Here is a 21408-nt window from a genome sequence, read left to right as displayed (position 1 = left end):
CGGCTTACACTAATTTTATTCATTATCGGATTATTTGGGGCAACAGACTATGAATTTTCAACAACTTCGTATTATTCGAGAAACGGTACGCTGTGACTATAATTTGACCGAAGTGGGCAATGCATTATTTACCTCACAATCGGGTGTATCCAAACATATCAAAGACTTAGAAGATGAGCTTGGGGTAGGGCTGTTTGTGCGTAAGGGCAAACGGCTCTTAGGTTTGACCGAGCCGGGTAAAGAATTGTTGGTCATTGTAGAGCGGATGCTACATGATGCCAACAATATCAAAACCTTGGCTGAACAATATACCAGCCAAGATAAAGGCGAATTGACCATCGCAGCCACCCATACCCAGTCTCGTTATATTTTGCCGCCCGTTGTGCAAGCGTTTAAACAGCTTTTTCCTAAAGTGCATTTGCGATTGCTACAAGCCGCACCGCCAGAAATTGCGGCAATGCTACTTGATGGACGAGCGGATATTGGCATTGCTACCGAAGCCTTGTCAAGCTATAGCGAGCTTGTGACTTTTTCTTATTATCACTGGTATCATGCGATTGTGGTGCCGCCAAACCATCCGCTAACCCAGCTTGAACAGGTAACGCTTGCCGACATAGCCCATTATCCGATTATCACTTACATTAGTGGCCATACCGGGCGAACGATGATTGATGAAGCGTTCGCCAAAGCAGAATTACAGCCTGATATCGTGATGACGGCGTTGGATTCTGATGTAATAAAAACCTATGTGGAGTTTGGCATGGGCATTGGTATTATCGCGGATATGGCGTTCAATCCCAATAAAGACACCCAGTTAACATTACTCAATTGCGAGCCGCTATTTCATCAAAATACCACCTTGCTCGCGGTGCGACAAGGGCATTTTTTACGAGGATTTGGCTATCAGTTTTTAGCCTTGTGTAACCCTACGTTAACCCAAGCAACAATGCATGATGCCATACAACCTAGCAGCTAACGCTAAATCCTGATAAGCAAGTTGGCAAAACTTATCGCCTGTTACATCCGATGTAATACGCGTCAAATTCGCTTGTTGTCTCGCTTGCTGTGCTATTTTTAAGATTTGGGCTTGTTTATCTGATGTTGATATCAATTCATTTGACGATAAAACGCTTTATGGTGAAAACTGTAAAGCTTTTTTTATGTCACTGCTTTAGCGATTAAATTGATAGGGTTAGCAGCAAAATTATTAAGTATTTTTTGTGCTAACCAAAGCAGTTTTTGTTATTTTTTATTGCGCGATATTTGCTTTAAGCTTATGGCTACCGATAAACCGCCCATGACAAAAGGCGAGTTATCTTAATCAATTTTTGAGCTTACAAGCAGGGGTTACGATGAAAATTTTTTGGTTTATACCGACACATGGCGACAGTCGTTATTTAGGCACGAGTAAAGGGGCAAGAACCGTTGACCATACTTATATGAAGCAAATTGCCGTGGCAGCCGATAACCTTGGCTATGAAGGCGTGTTGATTCCGACAGGTCGCTCATGTGAAGACCCTTGGCTGGTCGCTGCTAGTCTCATTGATGCGACCACTCGCTTAAAATTTTTGGTGGCATTACGCCCTGGGGTGACGACACCCGCGCTTGCTGCTCGTATGACAGGCACCTTTGATCGATTATCAAATGGTCGATTGCTACTTAATCTGGTCACAGGCGGCGACGAACAAGAGCTTAAAGGCGATGGCATCTTTGAAGACCACGCGACGCGTTATCAGACAGCCAGTGAATACACCACGATTTGGCGAGAGATTTTAACCCGCTCGCACACAGGCGAATCCTTTACCTTTAACGGTGAACGCTTGCAAGTCGAAGATGCCAAATTGCTATATCCCCCTCTACAACAGCCATATCCGCCCTTGTGGTTTGGCGGTTCATCTGAGGCGGCGCAAACACTGGCTGCCGAACAGGTTGACAGTTATTTGACCTGGGGTGAGCCGCCTGCTGCCGTCAAAGGGAAGATTGAGCAGCTTAAAACCAAAGCCGCTGCCAAAGGTCGCACGTTAAGCTATGGGATTCGTCTGCACGTGATTGTGCGTGAAACCAATGAAGCCGCTTGGCAAGCCGCTGATGAATTATTAAGTCATGTCACTGACGACACCATTGCCGCCGCCCAAGCCAAATTTGCCCAAATGGACTCGGTGGGACAACAACGTATGGCAGCCTTGCATGGCGGTCGCCGTGATAACTTAGAAATTTCGCCCAACTTATGGGCAGGGATTGGACTGGTGCGTGGTGGCGCAGGCACGGCACTGGTGGGCGACCCACAAACCGTTGCCGCGCGTATTCAAGAGTATGCCGATTTGGGCATTGATAACTTTATTTTCTCAGGTTATCCACACTTGGAAGAAGCCTATCGGTTTGCTGAATTGGTTTTCCCATTATTACCGATTGACACCCAAAACAGCTTGGTCAAGCCAAATTTGACAGGACCGTTCGGTGAAATTGTCGCTAACAACTATGCACCCCCGCAACAAACCAGCGACACTGCAACCCCAAAAACACCCGCTACTGCCATACCCAAACACGCTATTGCCTCTTAAATTTATTTTAAAGACATATTAAAGGCGTCTTAAATGCTTGTGATAAAACGTGCTAACTAAGGCACGTTTTGCGTCTCGTCTATACCTATCTATATCTATTATCCGACAGAGTACGCGGAATCCACCCTAGCCATGATAAGCATCTTTTAACTGATAGACCTTTTAACTGATAAACACTTTTTTTAAAAGTGGTAGCCAGTTATAGGGTGAGATTAGACCAGCAAGCTACTTTGCTAAAGTTAATCATCAAAGTCCAAGGTCCCAAATTTTTTGAGGTCCCACATAGCAGGAAAAGTGATTTTTCTACACAGATTTTATATTTAAAAGTTAAATAATCTATTAATTGTAATGAGAATTTTTTAAATTAATGCTTCGGTTTTATGGTTTCTAGTATGTCATTTTTTAATCAATAGTTTAGTTTTGTAATTTTATGGGTGATAAAAGTTATTTTAACGCTTTTTGCTTTTTGCGGCTTATATAATAAAAAGGATTTAAATTTTAAATAATAAAACTATGAGATAAATAAATTTAAATCAAGCACTTTACTTAATGATCAACTAACTATAAGGGCAATAAAACATGACAACTGAAAACAACGAAAAACTTTCTTTATTAGATGATGTGGCATTGAAAGCACAAATGCTCATGGCAAACTTCAAAGAGGGCGCTAATGATGGCTATGACCATTCTGTCACCAGTGCCGGTGAAAAGGGCTTAAAATCAGGCAAAGTGTCTGAACTCACCGCCATCGCTCCCTTAACCAAAGATGGGGCAGCTCGTATCAAGCGAATTTTAGAAATCACCAAAGGCAATCTTGCAGGGGCGACCAATGTAGGCACCTTGCATGATTTGCGGTTGGTGTTTTTAGACAATGACACCAAGCTCCTGTTTTGTACCGCCTATGATGGCGATTGGGATGCTTACATTAATGACTTTGCTACCAAAATTCCAGAACTCATGGACTTGATTTTTGGCAATGTAGAGGGTTGGCCTGGGATTAAAAGCCCGACGGTTAAGCAATTCATCCTTGACCATCAGATTACCGCTACCGGTTGGTATGTGGGTGTGCCTCATCTGACGGTTCGTGATATTGCGCGTAATGACAAAATCGTGCGTGGCATTAATAAAGCCATTGAACAAGCCCAATAAGCCGACTTAGAACCTGTATTCACCATATCACGTTTATCGTACTATTATAAGCATACTCTGAACGGGCAAGCTTTAGGTTAAAATTTCGATACAAAAGCCATTTGTTGCGTGATTTTTACCATAAGCGATATTTAGCGTGGTGCATGGTGAGCAGATTCTTAGCATCAAATTTTTGAAATTCTCTGCTAGGAACGACCATGAATAACGACAACCCAGCGAATGAAAGCCTACTTGGCAAATTAAAAACCCATCTACAAGATGGTATCGAGCATGGCATAGATGCCATTAAAGACAAATTTGAACACAGCGATACACCCACTGAGAAAGGCAGTGTCAAAGAACGGGTACACGAAGCCAGACAAAAAATCAGCACGCAGCTGCACAGCGTCACCACACGGGCAACGAACGCTATCTATCCCAATATCGCTACGATGGAACTTGAGGATATTCAAGCCATCATTTTGCATGACCGCCCTGCACCTTACTATGGCACGCTTGTCGCGCTAAAAGTCAATGACAGCAACGCGGGTCGTGAATTACTAAAAGCGGTATTACCAAACGTCACAGGCTCAAAAAATTTCCAAAAAGATATGGATGCCAATTTGACTATTGTGATGACGTATGAGGGGCTAAAAGCTTTAGGCTTACCGCAAAGCTCGCTTGATTCTTTCCCAGAAAATTTCAAAACAGGTATGGCAGGTCGCTCCGATATCTTGGGTGACAAAGGCGACAATGACCCTAGTAACTGGCTTGCGCCATTTGGTGATAAAGGCGATATTCATATTTGTGGCGCGGTAATTGCCGATAGCCAAGAAAAATGGCAAGCCAAACTTGACGAACTTAAACAGGCGTTTGCCCCTTATCTAGATATCAGCCGTAACGCCATCGAAATCTTGGTGGAACATGATTTTGGCGCAGATGGTGACGTCAAAAACGTGTTTGGTTATCGCGATGGCATCAGTAACCCAGAAGTTGATGGCAGTGGTATCACCCTTGAAAATAACACCGAACGTCCGATTGCGGCGGGTGAATTTGTGTTAGGTTATAAAGGTGAAGCGGGCGTGGTACCCCCCATGCCACAGCCTGAAGTATTGGGAAAAAACGGCTCGTTTATGGTACTGCGAAAATACCGCAGTAATGTGGCTGACTTTCACCGCTATTGCCTAGAACAAAGCGACAATGACCCAGCTAAAGCCGATAAATTGGGGGCAAAAATGTTCGGTCGCTGGCGTTCGGGCGCTCCCATCACCCTAAGCCCAGATCACGATGATGAAGCCCTCGGCAAAGACAATGTAGCAAACAATAAATTTGACTACACGGATGATCCCTATGGCAAAGGCTGCCCATTTGGTGCCCATGCTCGCCGTATGAACCCACGCAATACCAAAGACTTTATTCTAAGCGATGTGCGTCTTCATCGTATTATCCGCCGTAGTGTATCGTATGGCGATATCGTGCCGCCCAACGTGACCCAAGACGACGGTCAAGAGCGGGGTTTATTTTTTATCGGTATCAACGCGCATGCCATGGACACGCTTGAGTTTTTGCAAAGCCAATGGATTAATGACGGTAACTTTATGAACCTTGGGGAAGAACGTGACCCAATGCTAGGCGTACACGCAGGTAGTGACGCTGATAGCGATGTATTCACCGTACCCGATGAGCCAATTCGTAAGCGTCATACCAATATTTTACAATTTAATACCCTACAAGGCGGTGAATATCTTTTTGTACCAAGCTTGTCGGCACTTAAATGGATTAGTGAGCTTAACGAAAATTAATATTAGCGTAAAACTAAATAAAAAAAGGTTAGGAGCTTTTAGTACACCTAACCTGATAAAAATAACAAAGGACAATCATCATGTTAAATAAATTATTCGGTCGTCGTTATGCCAAGTTTGACCCAGCCATCGACCAGCTTACGAGTGACGATGAAAAAGCCATCGACCAAATCACTGCAGATATTCGTGACTATATCGGCAAATCAGACACGGTTAACAAAATCAACTATCATACCCGAGATGCCCATGCCAAAGGCTACTGTGCGTTAAAAGCCAACTTTGAGATTTTACCAAAACTGCCCAAAGAATATGCCCAAGGTATCTATGCCAAACCCGCTCGTCATGAAGCGGTGATTCGTTTTTCTAACGGCTCATCTCGTGTGGCTGCTGACAACAAGTTGGGACTTTCTCAAGGGTTGGCGATTAAAGTCTTTGGTGTCAAAGGCGAAAAATTACTGCCAGATGAGCCAGATAGCCCAAACTTTGACTATAATCTGATTAATTTTCCTATTTTCTTTTGTAACACCATTCAAGACTATAGTTATATTTCACGGCTATTTTTACAATTAAATGATTATTTTGCCAAAGGCGCGAAAGGTCAGGCCAAATTTGCCTTTGATTGGCTTACCCAATATGGCAAAAAACTCCCATCCAAAGAATCCCTCAAGACTTTTAGGGCTTTTAGTAAGTTTAAAACTATCAAACCGCAAAATACCTTGTTATACAGTTTTTACTCACAAGGGGCGGTGCGTCATGGTGACTATATGGCGAAAATCCGTGTCGCCCCGACCAAAGCGTCACAAGCCAAAATCAAGCGCCGAGATCTCGATGTCAACGCTACTAACGAGGCGATTCGTCCTTTGATTTTACAAGAAATCCGTGAGCATGATTATGAGTTTGATGTGCAAATCCAGCTGTGCCGTAACTTAAAAGACCAACCCATCAATGACTTGACCAAAGAATGGGATGAAAAAGATGCGCCTTTTGTGACCGTGGCAAAACTCACCATCCCTTGCCAAGATGTACCAGATGACGGCAATTTTGACATTATGGAACACTTGTCATTTACCCCGTTTCGTTGTATTGAAGCCAACCGTCCGATTGGTAATTTGCAACATGCGCGTCTTCGAGCTTATCAAACCGCTTCCACTACTCGCCATAGCTTAAACAATAAAAAACGTGTCGAGCCAACCAATCTAAAAGAAGCGTTTAATAAAGATTTTTATAACCTTTAATTAAAAAAACCTAATTAAAAAAATAAGGATAACAGACATGAAAGCACAACAAAATATTTTAGTCACTATTTTTGATGTACCAACTGAAGCCTACAAAGCCTTTACCGAGCTTAAAGCTTACAAAAGCAACGCTGAAACCTTGATTGCGCAAGCGTTACTCATTAAAAAAGAAAACGGTGTGATCACAACGATCGATAGCCTAGACCAAGGCGAACAAATTAGTGGTGGGGCGGTTATAGGCGGTCTGTTAGGCGCATTGCTTGGCGTATTGGGCGGACCTGCAGGTTTGTTAATCGGCGGCTCACTGGGTATGGTACTCGGTAGTGATGTCGGTGCGGCAGCGTCTTTTGCTCAATCATCGTTACTTGAATACGTTGCCCAAAATCTAAAAGACGGTGAAGTGGCGATTTTAACGTTGGTTCAAGAGCAAAACGAGCAACCACTCAACGACTTTTTTGCGCAGTATAACACGCATAGCCAACGCTTTGACGTAGCTCATGTACAAAGTGAAATCATCGCAGCCAAAGAAGCACATGACCAGGCGGTTAAACACTTGCAACAAGTATGGCGTGAACAACGCAAAGCTGACCTTTCGTCAAAATTGGACGCATTTCGTGATGAAATAAACCAAAAATTTCATCAATTGGGTGAAAAACTCAATCTCCATAAATAAATCAAAAACCGTTAGTGTTTGAACATACTAACGGTTTTTTTTCTTTTAATCTAATTAAAAATAGTCGACAGCAAATACGATAATATTAAAAATAATTTACCTTAATCATCAATTATGAAATCGCGTATTTGCTCATTAACGCTAGGAGCATAGTATGTCAGAATTGAATAACCTTTCTAACTTTAAAAACATAACAGTCGCAGGCAGTGGTGTTTTGGGCTATCAAATCGCCGTACAAGCGGCGTTTCATGGCTTTAAAGTCGTTGTGTATGATATCAATGACGAGGTACTCAATAAAGCCAAAACCAAATTTGCCAATATCGCCAAACGCCATCAGGATGATTTGGGCGAAACAGCCGAGCAAGCCAAACAGGCTGAGCAAAACTTGAGCTATACATCAGACTTAACAGAAGCCTTGAAAGACGCAGATCTATTGATTGAAGCGGTGCCCGAAGATGTCGCCATCAAAAAAGATTTTTATCAAAAAGCCTCCGCAGCCGCACCCGAAAAAACCGTATTTGTCAGTAACTCATCTACCATGTTGCCCAGTGATTTGGTCAAATTTACCGACCGTCCTGCCAAGTTTTTGATGATGCACTTTGCCAATGAGATTTGGAAGCGCAATCTTGCCGAAATTATGTCGCATGCCGATACTGACCCTAACGTATTTGATGCGGTGACCGCGTTTGCCAAACAAATCGGCATGGTGCCTATTATCGTCAACAAAGAAACCTCGGGCTATGTACTAAATTCACTACTCAATCCTTGGTTAAATGCAGGGATGCAGCTGTATATCCAAGGCATTGCTGACATTCAAACCATCGACAAAACTTGGATGCTTGGCACAGGCTCGCCGATGGGACCATTTGCTTTTTATGACATGCTGGGGCTAACTACCCCTTACAATATTTACAAGCTTGCTGTGGCCAAGGGCAAACAACAAGACCAAGCGGTCGTTGATATGCTTAAAAAAGAGTATATCGAGAAAAATAAACTGGGCGTGCCAACGGGCGAAGGATTTTATCAATACCCCAATCCCGCCTTTAAAAATCCTGACTTTTTAAAACCACCCAAAGCGGATTTATCCAAAGTACCCTATAAAAATATTACCGTGGCAGGCAGTGGGGTATTGGGCAACCAAATTGCGGTGCAATGTGCGTTTCATGGGTTTAACGTGACGATTTATGACATTAACGATGACGCGATTGCTAAGGCGAAAGCCCGCTTTACCGACCTTGCCAATCAGCATCAGCATGACCTAGGTGAAACCGATGCCCAAGTGGCAGCAGCTAGCAACAATTTGGCTTACACCACGGACTTGAATGAGGCGTTAAAAGATGCAGACCTATTGATTGAAGCGGTGCCAGAAAGCTTAGACATCAAAAAAGATTTTTATAGCAAAGCCTCAGCCGCCGCCCCTGCCAAAACCGTGTTTGCCAGTAACTCATCGACGTTATTGCCAAGCGTGTTATCAACCTTTACTAACCGTCCAGAAAAATTCTTGATGCTGCATTTTGCCAATCATATCCATATCCGTAATACGGTGGAGTTGATGGCGGCCCCAAGTTGCGACCCACAAGTCTATGCTGACGTCATCGAATTTGCCAAAGCCATTGCTATGCTACCGATAGCGGTGAAAAAAGAACAATCGGGCTATGTGCTTGATAGCTTATTGATTCCGTTATTGGTAGCGGGGTTAAAACTGTGGGCAAACGGCGTTGCCAACGCCGCAACCATTGATAAAACGTGGATGATAGCCACGGGTTCACCCTTTGGACCGATGGCGATTTTGGATAAAAATGGCATGACAACCAACTACAATATCTTTAATGAACTGGCAAAAACGGACCCTTCTTTGCAGCAGCCCGCTGAAAAGCTCAAAGCAGAACTGGTCGATACCAACAAATTGGGTGAAGCCACGGGTGAAGGGTTCTATCAATATCCTAACCCAGCTTATTTAGCGAAAGATTTTTTAAGCTTATCTGACTAAACTGCGTTTGGTAGAGGAGAATAAAAAAGGGTTAATTTACTAACTTGACGTATCTACCGTTGCCACTACCGACATGCCGGGCATCAATTCATTCAGACGACTTTGGTTGCCATCGATGTCGATGCGTACAGAAATGCGCTGTACCACTTTGGTAAAATTCCCGGTGGCATTGTCGGTTTTAATGACACTAAATTCTGACCCTGTTGCGGGGGAGATGCTTTTGACTACCCCCGTAAATTTTTGTTTGCCTAGGGCATCCACAGTAAACCACGCTTTTTGCCCGATTTTCATTTTATCAATTTGGGTTTCTTTAAAATTGGCAATGACCCACATCGATTTTGGAATGAGGTAAACCAACTGCGTGCCTTGCGTCACCAGCTGACCGGTACGGATATTGATTTGCCCTAATTTACCTGAGGTCGGGGCGGTGATTAAGCCATATTCTTGGTTGGTATTGGCTTGATTTAGCTGTGCATTGGCGCTTTTAATCTGTGCCACCAAACCAATCTTTGCTACTTCCGCGGTCTTTTGACCTTCGCGGGCGACATCGACACTGGCTATTGCTTGGCTCATCAGTGCTTCATTGTTTTTAACCGCCGCTTTGGCAGTATCGACTTCATTTTGTGACACGGCGCCAACACCGACCAAGGATTCAAGTCGTTTAAGCTGTTGGATAGACAATTCTAGCTGGGTTTTAACTTGTGCTACTTTTGCCTGCGCGGCTTTGACATCGGCTTTGCGCTGCTCGATGATTTGTTGCTGGTTGGCTAAATTGGTGGTCGCTTGTTCCAGACCTGACTCGGCTTGTACTACTTGCTGTGAGTAGTTAGCACTGCTGACTTTAACTAACGGCTGACCTTGTTTGACGTCCTCAAAATCAGTGACGTAGACTTTTTCGATATAACCATTAATTTGTGCCGACAATAGGGTGATATTGCCTTTGACATAACTATTTTCGGTTTGTTGCAGTGGGGAGTTAAACGGACCCAAATGCCATGCCCATAAAATTACCCCAACACCGAGCAAAAAAACCACCAACATGATAATTAAGGTAAGCGGTCTAGGGTTGATAATCTTCTCAGGCGCCTGTGTGGGTTTATCATCGCTGTCATCAGCTGGCGCATCATTTTGGGTTTTTGCTTCACTACTCATGAGTTGGGTTTTCCGTAAGCATTTTATTGATGATTAAATTTTATTTATCATTAAACTGTTATCTAAAAAAACAGTTATCTAATTGGGTCGCCTTGTTATACGCATCTAGCTTATCCAGTCTAAGTTTGCTTAATTGCTACTTTTTGCCGATTTTCAATGTATTTTTTGCGGGCGATATTAATCATACCCCAAGCAAATAAGAATGTGGCAATGTAACTGTTGACAGTAATGATATCGCCATATGCTTTAATCTGCGCTTCTCGCGTGACAATTTGGTTGAGGGATTGTTGGGCTTGTTGCTGCGACAAATTGTTGTCGGTGATGACGGGTTTAAACCCTGCTTGGTATTGTTGAAGCCGCTGGGTTACTGTGGCATCTGTCGATTGCATTTGCTGTAAAATACTTTGTTTAAGATACTGGGTGCGCTGCTGTTGCAGGGTGCTATAAAAAGCCGAGCCTACCAGCCCGCCAAAGTTTTGGGTTGCCCCAAACAAGATGATAAAGGTGATAACATGATTGACGCTTTGTCGCAGCGTCAGCCCAAATCCCATCAATACCAATGGACCCATAAACAGTGAGCCTGCAAACGCGACTGCAAATTGACTGAGATAAAAATTTTGGGGTCGTACGTCACTGGTGAGCATATTGGCATCATATACACTGGCAACCGCTACGAGCAAAGTCGCCACCACCATTGGCGGAATCAAATGATCCCGTGAAAAGGTCAGTGCGCTGACTATCAAACCTGCCAACATACCAAAAAATATGACCGTATAAAAACCCACAAACTGGTCGGACGTTAGACCTTGGGATTTTAAAAAATTCACTACCGCATAACTTTGCTCAGACATAATCAAACGCAGTAAAAAAGCGCCCACCACAAAACGCCATAACGCAAAACTCCCTAGCCAGCGAGTCATAATCAAGGGGTTTTTGCGGTAATGCTCAAAGAAAAAGCCTGACATCAACAGCGCCAACGCGCCAATAAGCATATACGCCAATAAGGGTGAGTTTTCCCACCACAAAATCGACCCTTGTACCAACACCCCACACAGTAACCCAAAACCGGGCGCCAATAACAAAAAGGTGAGAATGTCTTTCTTTTCATATACTTCGATACGTAAACTTCGTGGCAACTTGACGGCGACCACCATCGCAAAACAACACAGCGCCAAACCAAACTCAAAAGTATAGAGCCGAGTCCAGTCATTCACATTGACCAAATAAGGGGACATTATCCAAGCCAACGGAATCGCCAGCGCACTAACCCCAAAACCAATATATAAACCTTGCAGGCGATACTGACTACTAAAAGCTTGCATCACATAATAAAGCCCGAGTGAGGATAACGGCGCCGCGACAAAGCCCCCCATCGCCCTCACCAGTAAAGCCATCGGATAGTTTTGCACAAATATATGAATAAACATCACCAGCATGAACATCAGCAAGGAGATTTCAGAAAACCAGCGTAATCCAAATTGTTGACGCGCTTTAAACAGCAGCAGGTTGGCGCTGACATTTGCCATCACATACACGGCAGGTATCCAAGCCACTTGTGAGGGTGTCAGCGCATATTCGCCTTGGATTTGCGGTAAATTGGCGGTAATAATGCCGTTGCCCAAGCCACCACAAATTGCAATAAAAACGCCGATGACAAAGTACACAATGCTTTTTGATCGAGAGTGATCAATACTCGGCGGTGAACCGGGTAACGCGGGTTTTTCATCCTCGGTCCAATTGGGTGGCGTTTCTAAGATTCTAGGTGATTTCAAAGGGTAGCTCGATTTTGATACTGTTAAGACAAGAGAGGTTGGCTATAGTGTAATCAAAAATAGGCTTAGCGTCAGCGACAAAATAGTTCGATAAATGTGACATGATGCAGTTTTATTAAAGTGACATATGACATGGACTAGCGCTATGCTAGTCATCATTACCCAACTCGTCATTATTCAACCAATCATTATCCCACAGGTCACTGAAACCCATCAGGCAAGCTACGATCAAATTCATCCAGCCAGTAAATACACCCAGTCGATTAAGGTCTAACATTTTTAAACAAAAAAATTCGATTTTTTTGGCGCACAGGTGTTTTTTATTTGCCAAAATGCGCTAGGCTATCTGTTTATTCATCACTGATTTACCACTACTATGAACCCGCTTTATCAAACCGATTTGCCGACACTGGGGCGCAATACTGACATTGACCACCATGCTGATTTACAAGTGTTGCAGCGTATCAAACGATTTTTATTGCCCCGTGATTTTGAGGTGTCAAAGGATTTATTGCAACAGATGCAGCAGGGGTATGGTATCGCAGATCAGCCTGTCGATGCGCTGTTATCCAGCGGTATCAAATTTGCCAAACCCCTGCAGCAATTGATTTTGCATGAGCAAGGGATAGCGCAAACGAATAACGTATCAGCAGCCAAAGCGTTATTGCAACAGCCCGCGTTTGAGACGCTGTATCAGCAGTTTTGCCAATATCCAAGTTGGTATGATGCCAAGCTTGCCGAGATTGGCGCAATTGCCTATCGGCGCTATCCGTTAATGCTGATTTGGTTACTGCGTAATGTCGCGCTAATGGCAGGGTATAGTATCCCTGCGCTGTCATTGCCACTCATCAAAACAGGGGCGTTAGTGCATGATGCATTGCCAAGGCTCATGCGAACCTATGGCTATATTTTGGCAGTGTCTGAGTACCCAGCGATTAGCCGCAACCAGCAACCCCCATTGGCAATTGGCACGGAAGGTTGGCGGCAAAGTCTGCAAGTGCGTCAGATACACGGTCTGGTAAGACAACAATTATGCAGCCATGATTGGGACAGTGGCTACTGGGGGTTGCCCATTAACCAAACCGATATGGTGGCAACCCACTTGCAGTTTTCGCTACTCATTATGCGCGGACTAAAATTACTGGGGGCAAGAATCAGCGCCGAAGAGTCCCAAGGCATCATGCACTTATGGCAACTGGCAAGTTGGTGGATGGGGATTGAGCTGGCGCGCATTCCTGAAGATGAAACCGAGGCGTGGGCATGGCTTTATAGCTATTTGGCAACCCAGCAATTAGATTTTGAATTTGGTAAACCTCTCGCCAAAGCGCTGCATGATTTACCCTCGCAAATTATGGGTGAGGATAACAGACGTGGACAGCTGGTTGAGCGCGTCAATGCCAGTGTCACACGGACTTTAGTGGGTGATGATATTGGCGATGGCTTGGGACTGCCTAGCCCAAAATGGCGCTATGGCGTGCTTGTTAGTGTGCCGATTGTGTTTGGGCTTGATACGGCGCGAGCACACAATGCGGCTATTGCCAAAAGATTGGAGCAATTTCGCGCCAAACGCCAAGATAATATGAACTGGTGGCTCAAAAAGCACGACAACTATTACCAATGAGCTAGCACATACCAATCAACTAGCACATACCAATCAACTAGCACATACGACGTTACTAATTTACAAGAGCGACAGTAAAGGTTATCTAGGCAAGGTCGTCTATGCTGGGTTATCTAGGCAATGTTATCCATACAAGCTTCTCTAAGCATTGCAATCACTAGGCTTTTAAAATCACCTTCATCATGTTCCAAAAGGTCTTGCCATACGGTGGTTGAAGCAAATGCGCGAAGTTAAGGTGACTTTGTTTAAACACCGCTTTTGGATGAGAGAAGGTGTCAAAGCTATATTTGCCGTGGTAACGCCCCATTCCTGATGCCCCGACACCACCAAACGGCAGATTTTGCTGGGCAATGTGAAAAATAGTTTCGTTAATACACGCGCCGCCACTCACCGTATGCGCGAGCACGTAGTCGGTGTCGGTTTTGTCCTCGCCAAACACATACAGCGCCAGTGGGCGGTCACGCTCATTCACATACGCCACCGCTTGCGCCAAGTCTTGGTAGGACACCAGTGGCAATACGGGGGCAAAAATCTCCTCGGTCAGCAATTTAGCATCGCTTGGTAAATCGGTGACAATCATCGGCGGGAAAAATCCAGTTTCGATATTCACTTCATAATCGGTCAGTGGAATGAGGGTGGCACCGCGCTGTTTGGCTTCATCAAGATAACCTTGCACGCGGCTGGCTTGCTTGGGATTGATGACAAAGCTATAGTCAGGATTGTCTGCAAGATTGGGGTAGTGGGCGTCAAGCCATGCGGTTGATTGTTCGATAAAGGCGTGTTTTTTATCCGCCTGCATCAACACATAATCAGGCGCAATACAGGTTTGCCCTGCGTTCATGGTTTTGCCTGTCCATACGCGGTTGACAGTTTTTGCCAAATCAGCGCTCGGCGTCACCACGACAGGGGATTTGCCGCCCAGCTCAAGGGTGACAGGGGTCAAATTCTGTGCAGCGGCTTTCATGATATGTTTGCCCACTGCGGTAGAGCCAGTAAAAAATAAATGGTCAAATGGTAAGCGGCTAAAGGCTTGCGCGACTTCGACACCCCCTGTAATCAAGGTCACTTCGTCTGCGGCAAAGTATTTGGGTAACGCATTAGCCAGCCACTGCTCAAAGTTTGGTGAGGCTTCTGAGACTTTGAGCATCGCACGATTGCCTGCCACCAATGCGGCAGCCAGCGGCGCAATCACCAAATACAACGGATAGTTCCAAGGTGCAATAATGCCCACCAGCCCTAACGGCTGCGGCTGGATATAACTACGAGCGGGCAAAAACCAAATCCCAGTTTTGACGGGCTGTTTGGCAGACCAAGCTTTGCCGTGCTTTTGTGTATAACGAATGGCTTCAAGCGTTGGGAACAGTTCAAGCATGGTGGTTTCAGCCGCTGGGCGCTGTCCAAAGTCGGCATGAATAGCGGTGATAATCTCGCTTTGGTTGTCCATCACCAGCTGTTCTAATTTTTTTAGCCGCGCACTACGAATTGACCAATCAACATATTGGTCTTGGCGGCTAGCCGTTCGCATGATGTCAAACTGCTGCTGCATGGCATTGATAGTTGCATCCGAATTAGTTGCATCTGAATTGTCTTGAGGTGTCATGTGTATTATCCCAATCATTTAGTTAAACTTTAACTCAACATAGCAGTTAAGCCGGTATCTTGCTAGCATCTTTTTGAACCAGCGTCGCGTTTTGGCTCGTGGTATCCGCAGCATGCGGTAACTGGGCTGATTTGTGTGGAATATGGCTCATGGCATGCTCTGTCAACGCCGTTATGGTGAGGCTTGGGTTGACGCCCAAGTTGGTCGAGATATTGCCGCCATCACAGACATAAAACCCTTGATAATTAAACAATCGGTGGTACTTATCGACCACGCCATCTGATGCAGAATTGCCCAGCGAAATCCCACCCATACAATGCGCGGTGGTTGGGATGTTCAAAAATACTTCCGACAACACGCCATAACCGATTCCTCCCATTTGGGTTGCCATCTGCTCTGCAAACGCGCTCGCTTCTGGGATAAAGGCGGGGATCGCAGGCCCATAGGTTTGCATCTGGTAGCGACTACCCAACCAAGCCCGCCACCACGGGCTTTTTTGATAGCGCATTTCAAGCGCATACGGCGTGCTTTGCATACATAGCAAAATAAGGCTTTGTTTTGCCATATTATGCGGTCGAAATGCACGCCACGCCTGACGGGGCTTGACGATAAACTGCACTATAAAACACCATAACCAAACCAGTAGCGACATTTTTTTGCCGTTTTTATAATTGCTTAACGTCGCCAAAAAGGACGCAATATTAAAACCTTCAGGATAACGCGTCGCCTCAATATGTGTGCCATCACCCAAATAAATCCCAGAGCCGATAGCCACGCCATCGCTCATGGCGCCATGTTGCTCATCCAAAAATCGTACGCCTAGCAAAGATTCAGCATTGGTATAGATACGCTTGCCAAGATAAGGGGAAATATGGGGCATATTGCCTTTATGGCGCTGCTCAAACAGCAGTTTTTGGCTACCGAGGCTAGAGGCTGACAGCACAATTTGTTGGGTGGCGATTTGATACTCACCTTTATCCGCTGATTGCAGCGTCACCCGATAGCCTTGCGAGCCGTTTTGATAGGCAGGGTCGCTTGATGATTTGCTATCATCAGTTATCGGTACTATATCCGTGACTTTGGTTTCAGCGAGCAGGGTAGCGCCATTTTTTTGGGCAAAATACAGGTAGTTTTTATCTAGGGTATTTTTGGCGCCATAACGGCAGCCAACCATACAGCCACCACAGCCTATACAAGGGCTGCGCTTAGGACCTGCGCCACCAAAATACGGGTCACCATTGACAGAGGGGTGAGCATACTTGTCATGTTCACTAAAGTAGGCGCCCACATCGGTAAGATAAAAACTATCACCCACGCCACTTAGGTTTGCCATTTTTTGTAGCATCAAATCTGCGTTGCCGATTTTTTTGTTTTGGCTCACGCCTAGCATGCGTTTGGCGGTCTCATAATGTTGTGGCATCACCGCTTGCCAATCGTGAAGCCCTGCCCAGCTACCTTGTTGCCAAATTTTGTCTTCTGGCTGTAATAAGGTGTTGGCATAAGTGATTGAGCCACCGCCCACTGCATTACCATGCAGCACCATGACATGCTTAAATAGCTGAAGCGAAAAAAAACCTTTGTACTTGAGCGCAGGCAACCACAAAAATTGCTTGATATCGCGCACGGTTTTGGGCATGGTTTCAGGAGAAATATGCTTGCCTTGCTCAGCGATAATCACGCGATAGCCTTTTTCGGTCAGTCGCATCGCCGAGACGCTACCGCCAAAGCCTGAGCCTATGACCAAAAAATCCGTATCAAATGATTGACCTTCCATGTATCGCTTTCCTTATCGTCCTTAACTTAATTAAATAGTTATCTTGAATAGTTGTCCTTATAGCTGACCTACCGCGGGCTACTTTGCAGTGGCTTTTTGGCTGTATCTGTCTTTGTATAACAGCGGTTTAGCGCTAAACAGTTCAACGCGCCACCTGATTAGGGTATACTAATTTTTCAGCAGGCTGCTGCAACTGTGACATTTGGGTTCGTTTTGTTTTGATAAGTTAAGTTAAAGGATTGAGTTGAAAGGATTAAAGCGTGCCAAAGTCAACCTTCACACCGCTTCCATCGCCCACGGGTACGAGTATTGAGTCGAGCTTGAGTGATTTTGGACAGCAGGCGCATATCATGGGCAATGCCAACACCGTGGTCAGACGTTCGCTCGCCATAGCGCTGCTCAAATTCATGGAGTCCACGCCATTTGCTGATATCAGCGTCACCGAGCTGACCCAAAAGGCAGGCGTGAGTCGCATGGGGTATTACCGCAATTACGATAGCAAACTTGCGTTACTCAAAGACTATTTGACGCAGATTGAGGATGATTTTCCTTTTATCGACTTGACGGCGGCAAGCGAGGGCGAGTTTTATGCGTTTTTGGTACGCGTGTTTGACTATCTGAGCAAGTTTGAGTTATCAACCAAGATTTTGCTCAATCAAGGCTTTGAAGGGCTGATTTTAGACACCCTCCTTAATAGCAAAATTTTTGTCGAATACCGCAAAAAGCAGTCATTGACTTGCCAAGCTATGACAGCAACACAGGATAAAAGCGGGGAGTACAATCTGGTATTCGCCTCAGGAATGCTGTATCACACCTATATTCATTGGGTGCGGCAAGGGCAAACAGAAACGCCACAGCAACTAGCAAGCTGGCTCATGGCGGGCGGGTTTTATCGGTTATTTCACCCTAATGATGACTAAACTGATGACTAAGCAGATTGGGTTTTATCAAACGCTATCACCATCCCCATACCTACTAGCATGGCGACAAAAAATACCACCCCTTGCCAGATACCCATGCCCATCAGAACCACCGCAGGGGCAGGGCAGATACCAGCGATGCCCCAACCGATACCAAATATCATCGACCCAATCGCCAAGCGCTTATCAATACCGCGGCGAATCATTGGAAACGGCGCACCCGATAGGCTGGTCTTTTTTAAGCGACTTAAGTTAAAACCGATGGTCGCGACAATGAGCGCGCCAACCATCACAAACATCAACGCAGGATTCCAATCGCCTGCGAGGTCAAGAAAGCTTTGCACGGTTTTTGGGTTTGCCATATCACTGACAATCAAACCCGTACCAAAAACCAACCCACAGATAGCACTGATTAATAACACAATTTCTTTTCGCATGATATATGCCCCTAACGTCTCAATTAAATCAATGACAACAAATGACGACCGATAAACACCGTCACAAACCCTGCGGACATAAAGGTAATGGTGGCCAGCAGTGAGCGCGGTGAAAAACGTGCATTGCCACAGATACCATGACCACTGGTACACCCTGAGCCCATCCGCGTACCAATACCTACTAGCAAACCTGCGATAATGTACAGCCAAGGCGATGAGGTTACCTCAATGGTTGGCAAGTTAAAGAACATAGCAAACACCCAAGGCGATACCAGCAAGCCCACAAAAAACGCCAATTGCCAAGCAAAATCAGGTGAGTTTGGCTGCCAGAGACTGGCGACAATGCCACTGATGCCAGCAATCTTGGCAATACTCCACCAAAGCATAACCGCAGAGAGCCCAATCAACATGCCACCCACCAATGGATGACTATAATCAGCAATAGAAAATAACAACATACGCCACCTAAGCATTTCACAATAATATATATTATACAATATTGTATAATATATGGCGAATTTATGGTGGATTTTTTTTAAAACGGGGGAATAATCAACGAAAAACCGTCGACCAACGCGCTTTTTGCAAAAAAACTATGTTAGATTAAATCTAGATTAAAACAAATACAAAACCATGATGATAGGGCTTAACGGCTTAACAGTTTAATAAGGCAACACATGTATAAACTCACCACATACATACCGACGGATTATCTAGAGGCTGTAAAGCAAGCCTTGTTTGACGCAGGGGCAGGGCACATTGGCAACTATCAGTATTGCTGTTGGCAGGTGTTGGGTACAGGACAGTTTATGCCATTGGCAGGCAATCAAGCCTTTATTGGTACCACCAATCAATTACAAACAATCGAAGAATGGCGAGTCGAGATGGTGGTTGCAGATGAGCGCATCAAAGCGGTAGTGCAAGCCTTAAAACAGGCACACCCGTATGAAACCCCCGCTTATGATGTGCTAAAGCTTGAAGATATTTAATCATCCAGTTTATCCTCACCCGATGACTGATTCGCTTACCTATCTACTTACATGCCTAAGGTTATTAAACGCCTTTTTTGCCTCGACTACAAGTGAAAATTATGACCAGAATGTAGGGCAAAAAGCGATTGTGGCTTGGGTTTAAATGGTCTATAGTCAATAGTAAATAATTTGTTACACTTTACTTCAACCCATCAGCCGACCATTGAATTTAAGGAGTGAGACATGGCAAATCCCCCCAATAGCACAGCGACAAATAGTGTTAAAACTGACAGTACCAAAACTGACAATGCCAAAACGGATAAAGCGAAGCCCCAAAAGTCGCAGCCTACCAAGACCCTAGCTACAAAGACCCTAGCTACAAAGACCCCAGCGCGCCGCAGTACTAAAACACCAGCGACCGAGCGTATTGACCAACCTTATGAGACCGACCCCACAGTGTTGCTTGAGCAGTCGCAGCAAGCAGGGGTGAGTGAAAAAGCCAATGCCAAAAAACGCGCCATCGAGAGCATCATGAATCAAGACCTAACTACAGGCGATGTCGAGAAAATGGCAGAGCACTTGCAAGCGCTGATCAATGGTATGTCCAACGATGAAATCAACGAAGTCAAAAAACTATTTGGCAGCCAAACCACTAGCGTGCAAAGCAAAATCAACAAAGACGACGAATTGGCTGACAACTGGCGTGAAGGCGGTTATCCCTACAAAAACCGTATGTCACGCAAAAACTATGAAGCCCAAAAATACGAGCTACAAGTTGAACTATTAAAACTGCAAAAATGGGTCAAAGATAGCGGGCAAAAAATCGTCATCATCTTTGAAGGTCGTGATGCCGCAGGTAAAGGCGGTACCATCAAACGCTTTATGGAACACTTAAATCCGCGCGGTGCCAAAGTCGTTGCCCTTGAAAAACCCACCGAGCAAGAAGCGGGTCAATGGTACTTCCAGCGTTATGTCCAGCATCTACCGACCAAGGGCGAAATCGTGCTATTTGACCGTTCATGGTATAACCGTGCTGGCGTCGAGCGTGTCATGGGTTTTTGTACCGAAGACCAATACAATGACTTTATGCGCCAAGTCCCAGAGTTTGAAAAACATCTGATTAGCTCAGGTATTCATTTAATCAAATTTTGGTTCTCAGTCAGTCGTGAAGAGCAGCGTCGCCGTTTTGCCGAGCGTGAAGCCCATCCGCTCAAACAATGGAAACTCTCACCCATTGATAAAGCGTCACTTGACAAATGGGATGATTACACCCTTGCCAAAGAAACCATGTTCTTTAACACCGACAGTGCAGAATCGCCTTGGATTGTCATCAAGTCAACCGATAAAAAACGCGCGCGTTTGAATGCGATGCGCTATGTATTAAGCAAACTACCTTACGACAATAAGGACCCGAAAGTGGTGGGGACAGTTGACCCATTGATTGTGGGTCGTGCAGGGGCTTTATATGAAAAAGGCGAATATAACGAATTGGCAGTACCCAATATCTCGTTTAAAGCCCACAAATAATTGCCCAGTAAAATAATGGGTCAAAAACCGCAAAACAACAACCCCAGTGCACGGCATTGGGGTTTTTTAGCGTTAAAAATAGTGCTCACTTGGTCACTACCATTGAGGCAAAAAAGTAGGGACATATCAAAAAAGCCAAAACCACATTTTTTATCAACGAGCCCTATTTTTCGTCAGCCAAAGTCAAGCCAGCCAAATTCAAGCCAGCCAAATTCAAGATAGACGGCAAGCGTATTCAATACCCC

18 protein-coding genes are annotated in these 21408 nt (G+C 44.9%); 12 read left to right on the top strand and 6 right to left on the bottom strand.

Annotation, left to right across the window (positions count from 1 at the left end):
* Nucleotides 1-49: 49 nt before the first annotated feature.
* From RTP55_RS07125 to RTP55_RS07095, 7 genes are all read left to right on the top strand, one after another.
* Nucleotides 50-976 carry a CysB family HTH-type transcriptional regulator gene (locus tag RTP55_RS07125; protein ID WP_062332006.1) on the top strand — a complete coding sequence of 309 codons (927 nt, stop codon included), beginning with the start codon at nucleotides 50-52 and terminating at the stop codon, nucleotides 974-976.
* 376 nt (nucleotides 977-1352) lie between these two features.
* Nucleotides 1353-2561, top strand: coding sequence for an FMNH2-dependent alkanesulfonate monooxygenase (gene ssuD, locus RTP55_RS07120; RefSeq protein ID WP_284034756.1), 1209 nt, complete (start codon nucleotides 1353-1355; stop codon nucleotides 2559-2561).
* 579 nt (nucleotides 2562-3140) lie between these two features.
* A complete protein-coding gene (locus RTP55_RS07115) occupies nucleotides 3141-3710 on the top strand; it encodes a hypothetical protein (RefSeq protein WP_007117067.1) in 570 nt (189 codons plus the stop codon).
* Nucleotides 3711-3907: 197 nt separating this feature from the next.
* Nucleotides 3908-5491 (top strand): Dyp-type peroxidase, encoded by a 1584-nt coding sequence (locus RTP55_RS07110; RefSeq protein WP_312385205.1) that lies wholly within the window; start codon nucleotides 3908-3910, stop codon nucleotides 5489-5491.
* Between the two features lie 80 nt (nucleotides 5492-5571).
* On the top strand, nucleotides 5572-6726 hold the full coding sequence (locus RTP55_RS07105; RefSeq protein ID WP_312385203.1) for a catalase family protein: 1155 nt from the start codon (nucleotides 5572-5574) through the stop codon (nucleotides 6724-6726).
* Between the two features lie 37 nt (nucleotides 6727-6763).
* Nucleotides 6764-7399, top strand: coding sequence for a DUF1269 domain-containing protein (locus RTP55_RS07100; RefSeq protein WP_312385202.1), 636 nt, complete (start codon nucleotides 6764-6766; stop codon nucleotides 7397-7399).
* A gap of 154 nt (nucleotides 7400-7553) precedes the next feature.
* Nucleotides 7554-9389, top strand: coding sequence for a 3-hydroxyacyl-CoA dehydrogenase (locus tag RTP55_RS07095; RefSeq protein WP_312385201.1), 1836 nt, complete (start codon nucleotides 7554-7556; stop codon nucleotides 9387-9389).
* 39 nt (nucleotides 9390-9428) lie between these two features.
* Here RTP55_RS07095 and RTP55_RS07090 read toward each other — a convergent pair whose 3' ends face one another.
* Nucleotides 9429-10541, bottom strand: coding sequence for an HlyD family secretion protein (locus RTP55_RS07090; RefSeq protein WP_312385200.1), 1113 nt, complete (start codon nucleotides 10539-10541; stop codon nucleotides 9429-9431).
* Between the two features lie 119 nt (nucleotides 10542-10660).
* On the bottom strand, nucleotides 10661-12313 hold the full coding sequence (locus RTP55_RS07085; protein ID WP_312385199.1) for an MFS transporter: 1653 nt from the start codon (nucleotides 12311-12313) through the stop codon (nucleotides 10661-10663).
* Between the two features lie 145 nt (nucleotides 12314-12458).
* Between RTP55_RS07085 and RTP55_RS07080 the strand changes: the two genes are divergently transcribed.
* Both RTP55_RS07080 and RTP55_RS07075 read left to right on the top strand, forming a co-directional pair.
* Nucleotides 12459-12587: a hypothetical protein gene (locus RTP55_RS07080; protein ID WP_257619907.1), complete on the top strand. Its 129-nt coding sequence runs from the start codon at nucleotides 12459-12461 to the stop codon at nucleotides 12585-12587.
* 102 nt (nucleotides 12588-12689) lie between these two features.
* Entirely contained in the window at nucleotides 12690-13934 is a 1245-nt protein-coding gene (locus RTP55_RS07075; protein WP_312385196.1) for an oxygenase MpaB family protein, read from the top strand.
* A gap of 157 nt (nucleotides 13935-14091) precedes the next feature.
* Here the strand turns inward: RTP55_RS07075 and RTP55_RS07070 are convergent, their stop codons facing one another.
* Both RTP55_RS07070 and RTP55_RS07065 read right to left on the bottom strand, forming a co-directional pair.
* On the bottom strand, nucleotides 14092-15534 hold the full coding sequence (locus RTP55_RS07070; protein WP_312385194.1) for a coniferyl aldehyde dehydrogenase: 1443 nt from the start codon (nucleotides 15532-15534) through the stop codon (nucleotides 14092-14094).
* 46 nt (nucleotides 15535-15580) lie between these two features.
* Nucleotides 15581-17308: a GMC oxidoreductase gene (locus tag RTP55_RS07065; protein ID WP_312385193.1), complete on the bottom strand. Its 1728-nt coding sequence runs from the start codon at nucleotides 17306-17308 to the stop codon at nucleotides 15581-15583.
* Between the two features lie 260 nt (nucleotides 17309-17568).
* Between RTP55_RS07065 and RTP55_RS07060 the strand changes: the two genes are divergently transcribed.
* Nucleotides 17569-18228 carry a TetR/AcrR family transcriptional regulator gene (locus RTP55_RS07060; RefSeq protein WP_219331685.1) on the top strand — a complete coding sequence of 220 codons (660 nt, stop codon included), beginning with the start codon at nucleotides 17569-17571 and terminating at the stop codon, nucleotides 18226-18228.
* 8 nt (nucleotides 18229-18236) lie between these two features.
* Here RTP55_RS07060 and RTP55_RS07055 read toward each other — a convergent pair whose 3' ends face one another.
* Both RTP55_RS07055 and RTP55_RS07050 read right to left on the bottom strand, forming a co-directional pair.
* Nucleotides 18237-18665, bottom strand: coding sequence for a DUF6691 family protein (locus RTP55_RS07055; RefSeq protein ID WP_312385191.1), 429 nt, complete (start codon nucleotides 18663-18665; stop codon nucleotides 18237-18239).
* A gap of 23 nt (nucleotides 18666-18688) precedes the next feature.
* On the bottom strand, nucleotides 18689-19123 hold the full coding sequence (locus tag RTP55_RS07050; RefSeq protein WP_051499825.1) for a YeeE/YedE family protein: 435 nt from the start codon (nucleotides 19121-19123) through the stop codon (nucleotides 18689-18691).
* A 219-nt stretch (nucleotides 19124-19342) separates the two neighbouring features.
* On the opposite strand from RTP55_RS07050, the gene RTP55_RS07045 reads away from it, so the two are divergent.
* Together RTP55_RS07045 and ppk2 are read left to right on the top strand one after the other, a co-directional pair.
* Complete coding sequence (locus RTP55_RS07045) at nucleotides 19343-19654, top strand: YqfO family protein (RefSeq protein WP_312385190.1); 312 nt, start codon at nucleotides 19343-19345, stop codon at nucleotides 19652-19654.
* A 582-nt stretch (nucleotides 19655-20236) separates the two neighbouring features.
* Nucleotides 20237-21163 carry a polyphosphate kinase 2 gene (gene ppk2 / locus RTP55_RS07040; RefSeq protein ID WP_409418425.1) on the top strand — a complete coding sequence of 309 codons (927 nt, stop codon included), beginning with the start codon at nucleotides 20237-20239 and terminating at the stop codon, nucleotides 21161-21163.
* Nucleotides 21164-21408 lie beyond the last annotated feature (245 nt).

It is taken from the genome of Moraxella sp. CTOTU47579 (assembly GCF_032004885.1).
Classification (GTDB): domain Bacteria; phylum Pseudomonadota; class Gammaproteobacteria; order Pseudomonadales; family Moraxellaceae; genus Faucicola; species Faucicola tetraodonis.
The sequence above is the reverse complement of the archived record's forward strand: the minus strand, read 5'-3'. Positions and strand labels throughout refer to the sequence as shown.

Bases quoted from the DNA above. Each gene is read 5' to 3' on its own strand.
- RTP55_RS07125 (WP_062332006.1), top strand. From the start codon at position 50: ATGAATTTTCAACAACTTCGTATTATTCGAGAAACGGTACGCTGTGAC.
- ssuD (WP_284034756.1), top strand. From the start codon at position 1,353: ATGAAAATTTTTTGGTTTATACCGACACATGGCGACAGTCGTTATTTA.
- RTP55_RS07115 (WP_007117067.1), top strand. From the start codon at position 3,141: ATGACAACTGAAAACAACGAAAAACTTTCTTTATTAGATGATGTGGCA.
- RTP55_RS07110 (WP_312385205.1), top strand. From the start codon at position 3,908: ATGAATAACGACAACCCAGCGAATGAAAGCCTACTTGGCAAATTAAAA.
- RTP55_RS07105 (WP_312385203.1), top strand. From the start codon at position 5,572: ATGTTAAATAAATTATTCGGTCGTCGTTATGCCAAGTTTGACCCAGCC.
- RTP55_RS07100 (WP_312385202.1), top strand. From the start codon at position 6,764: ATGAAAGCACAACAAAATATTTTAGTCACTATTTTTGATGTACCAACT.
- RTP55_RS07095 (WP_312385201.1), top strand. From the start codon at position 7,554: ATGTCAGAATTGAATAACCTTTCTAACTTTAAAAACATAACAGTCGCA.
- RTP55_RS07090 (WP_312385200.1), bottom strand. From the start codon at position 10,541: ATGAGTAGTGAAGCAAAAACCCAAAATGATGCGCCAGCTGATGACAGC.
- RTP55_RS07080 (WP_257619907.1), top strand. From the start codon at position 12,459: ATGCTAGTCATCATTACCCAACTCGTCATTATTCAACCAATCATTATC.
- RTP55_RS07075 (WP_312385196.1), top strand. From the start codon at position 12,690: ATGAACCCGCTTTATCAAACCGATTTGCCGACACTGGGGCGCAATACT.
- RTP55_RS07070 (WP_312385194.1), bottom strand. From the start codon at position 15,534: ATGACACCTCAAGACAATTCAGATGCAACTAATTCGGATGCAACTATC.
- RTP55_RS07065 (WP_312385193.1), bottom strand. From the start codon at position 17,308: ATGGAAGGTCAATCATTTGATACGGATTTTTTGGTCATAGGCTCAGGC.
- RTP55_RS07055 (WP_312385191.1), bottom strand. From the start codon at position 18,665: ATGCGAAAAGAAATTGTGTTATTAATCAGTGCTATCTGTGGGTTGGTT.
- RTP55_RS07050 (WP_051499825.1), bottom strand. From the start codon at position 19,123: ATGTTGTTATTTTCTATTGCTGATTATAGTCATCCATTGGTGGGTGGC.
- RTP55_RS07045 (WP_312385190.1), top strand. From the start codon at position 19,343: ATGTATAAACTCACCACATACATACCGACGGATTATCTAGAGGCTGTA.
- ppk2 (WP_409418425.1), top strand. From the start codon at position 20,237: ATGTCCAACGATGAAATCAACGAAGTCAAAAAACTATTTGGCAGCCAA.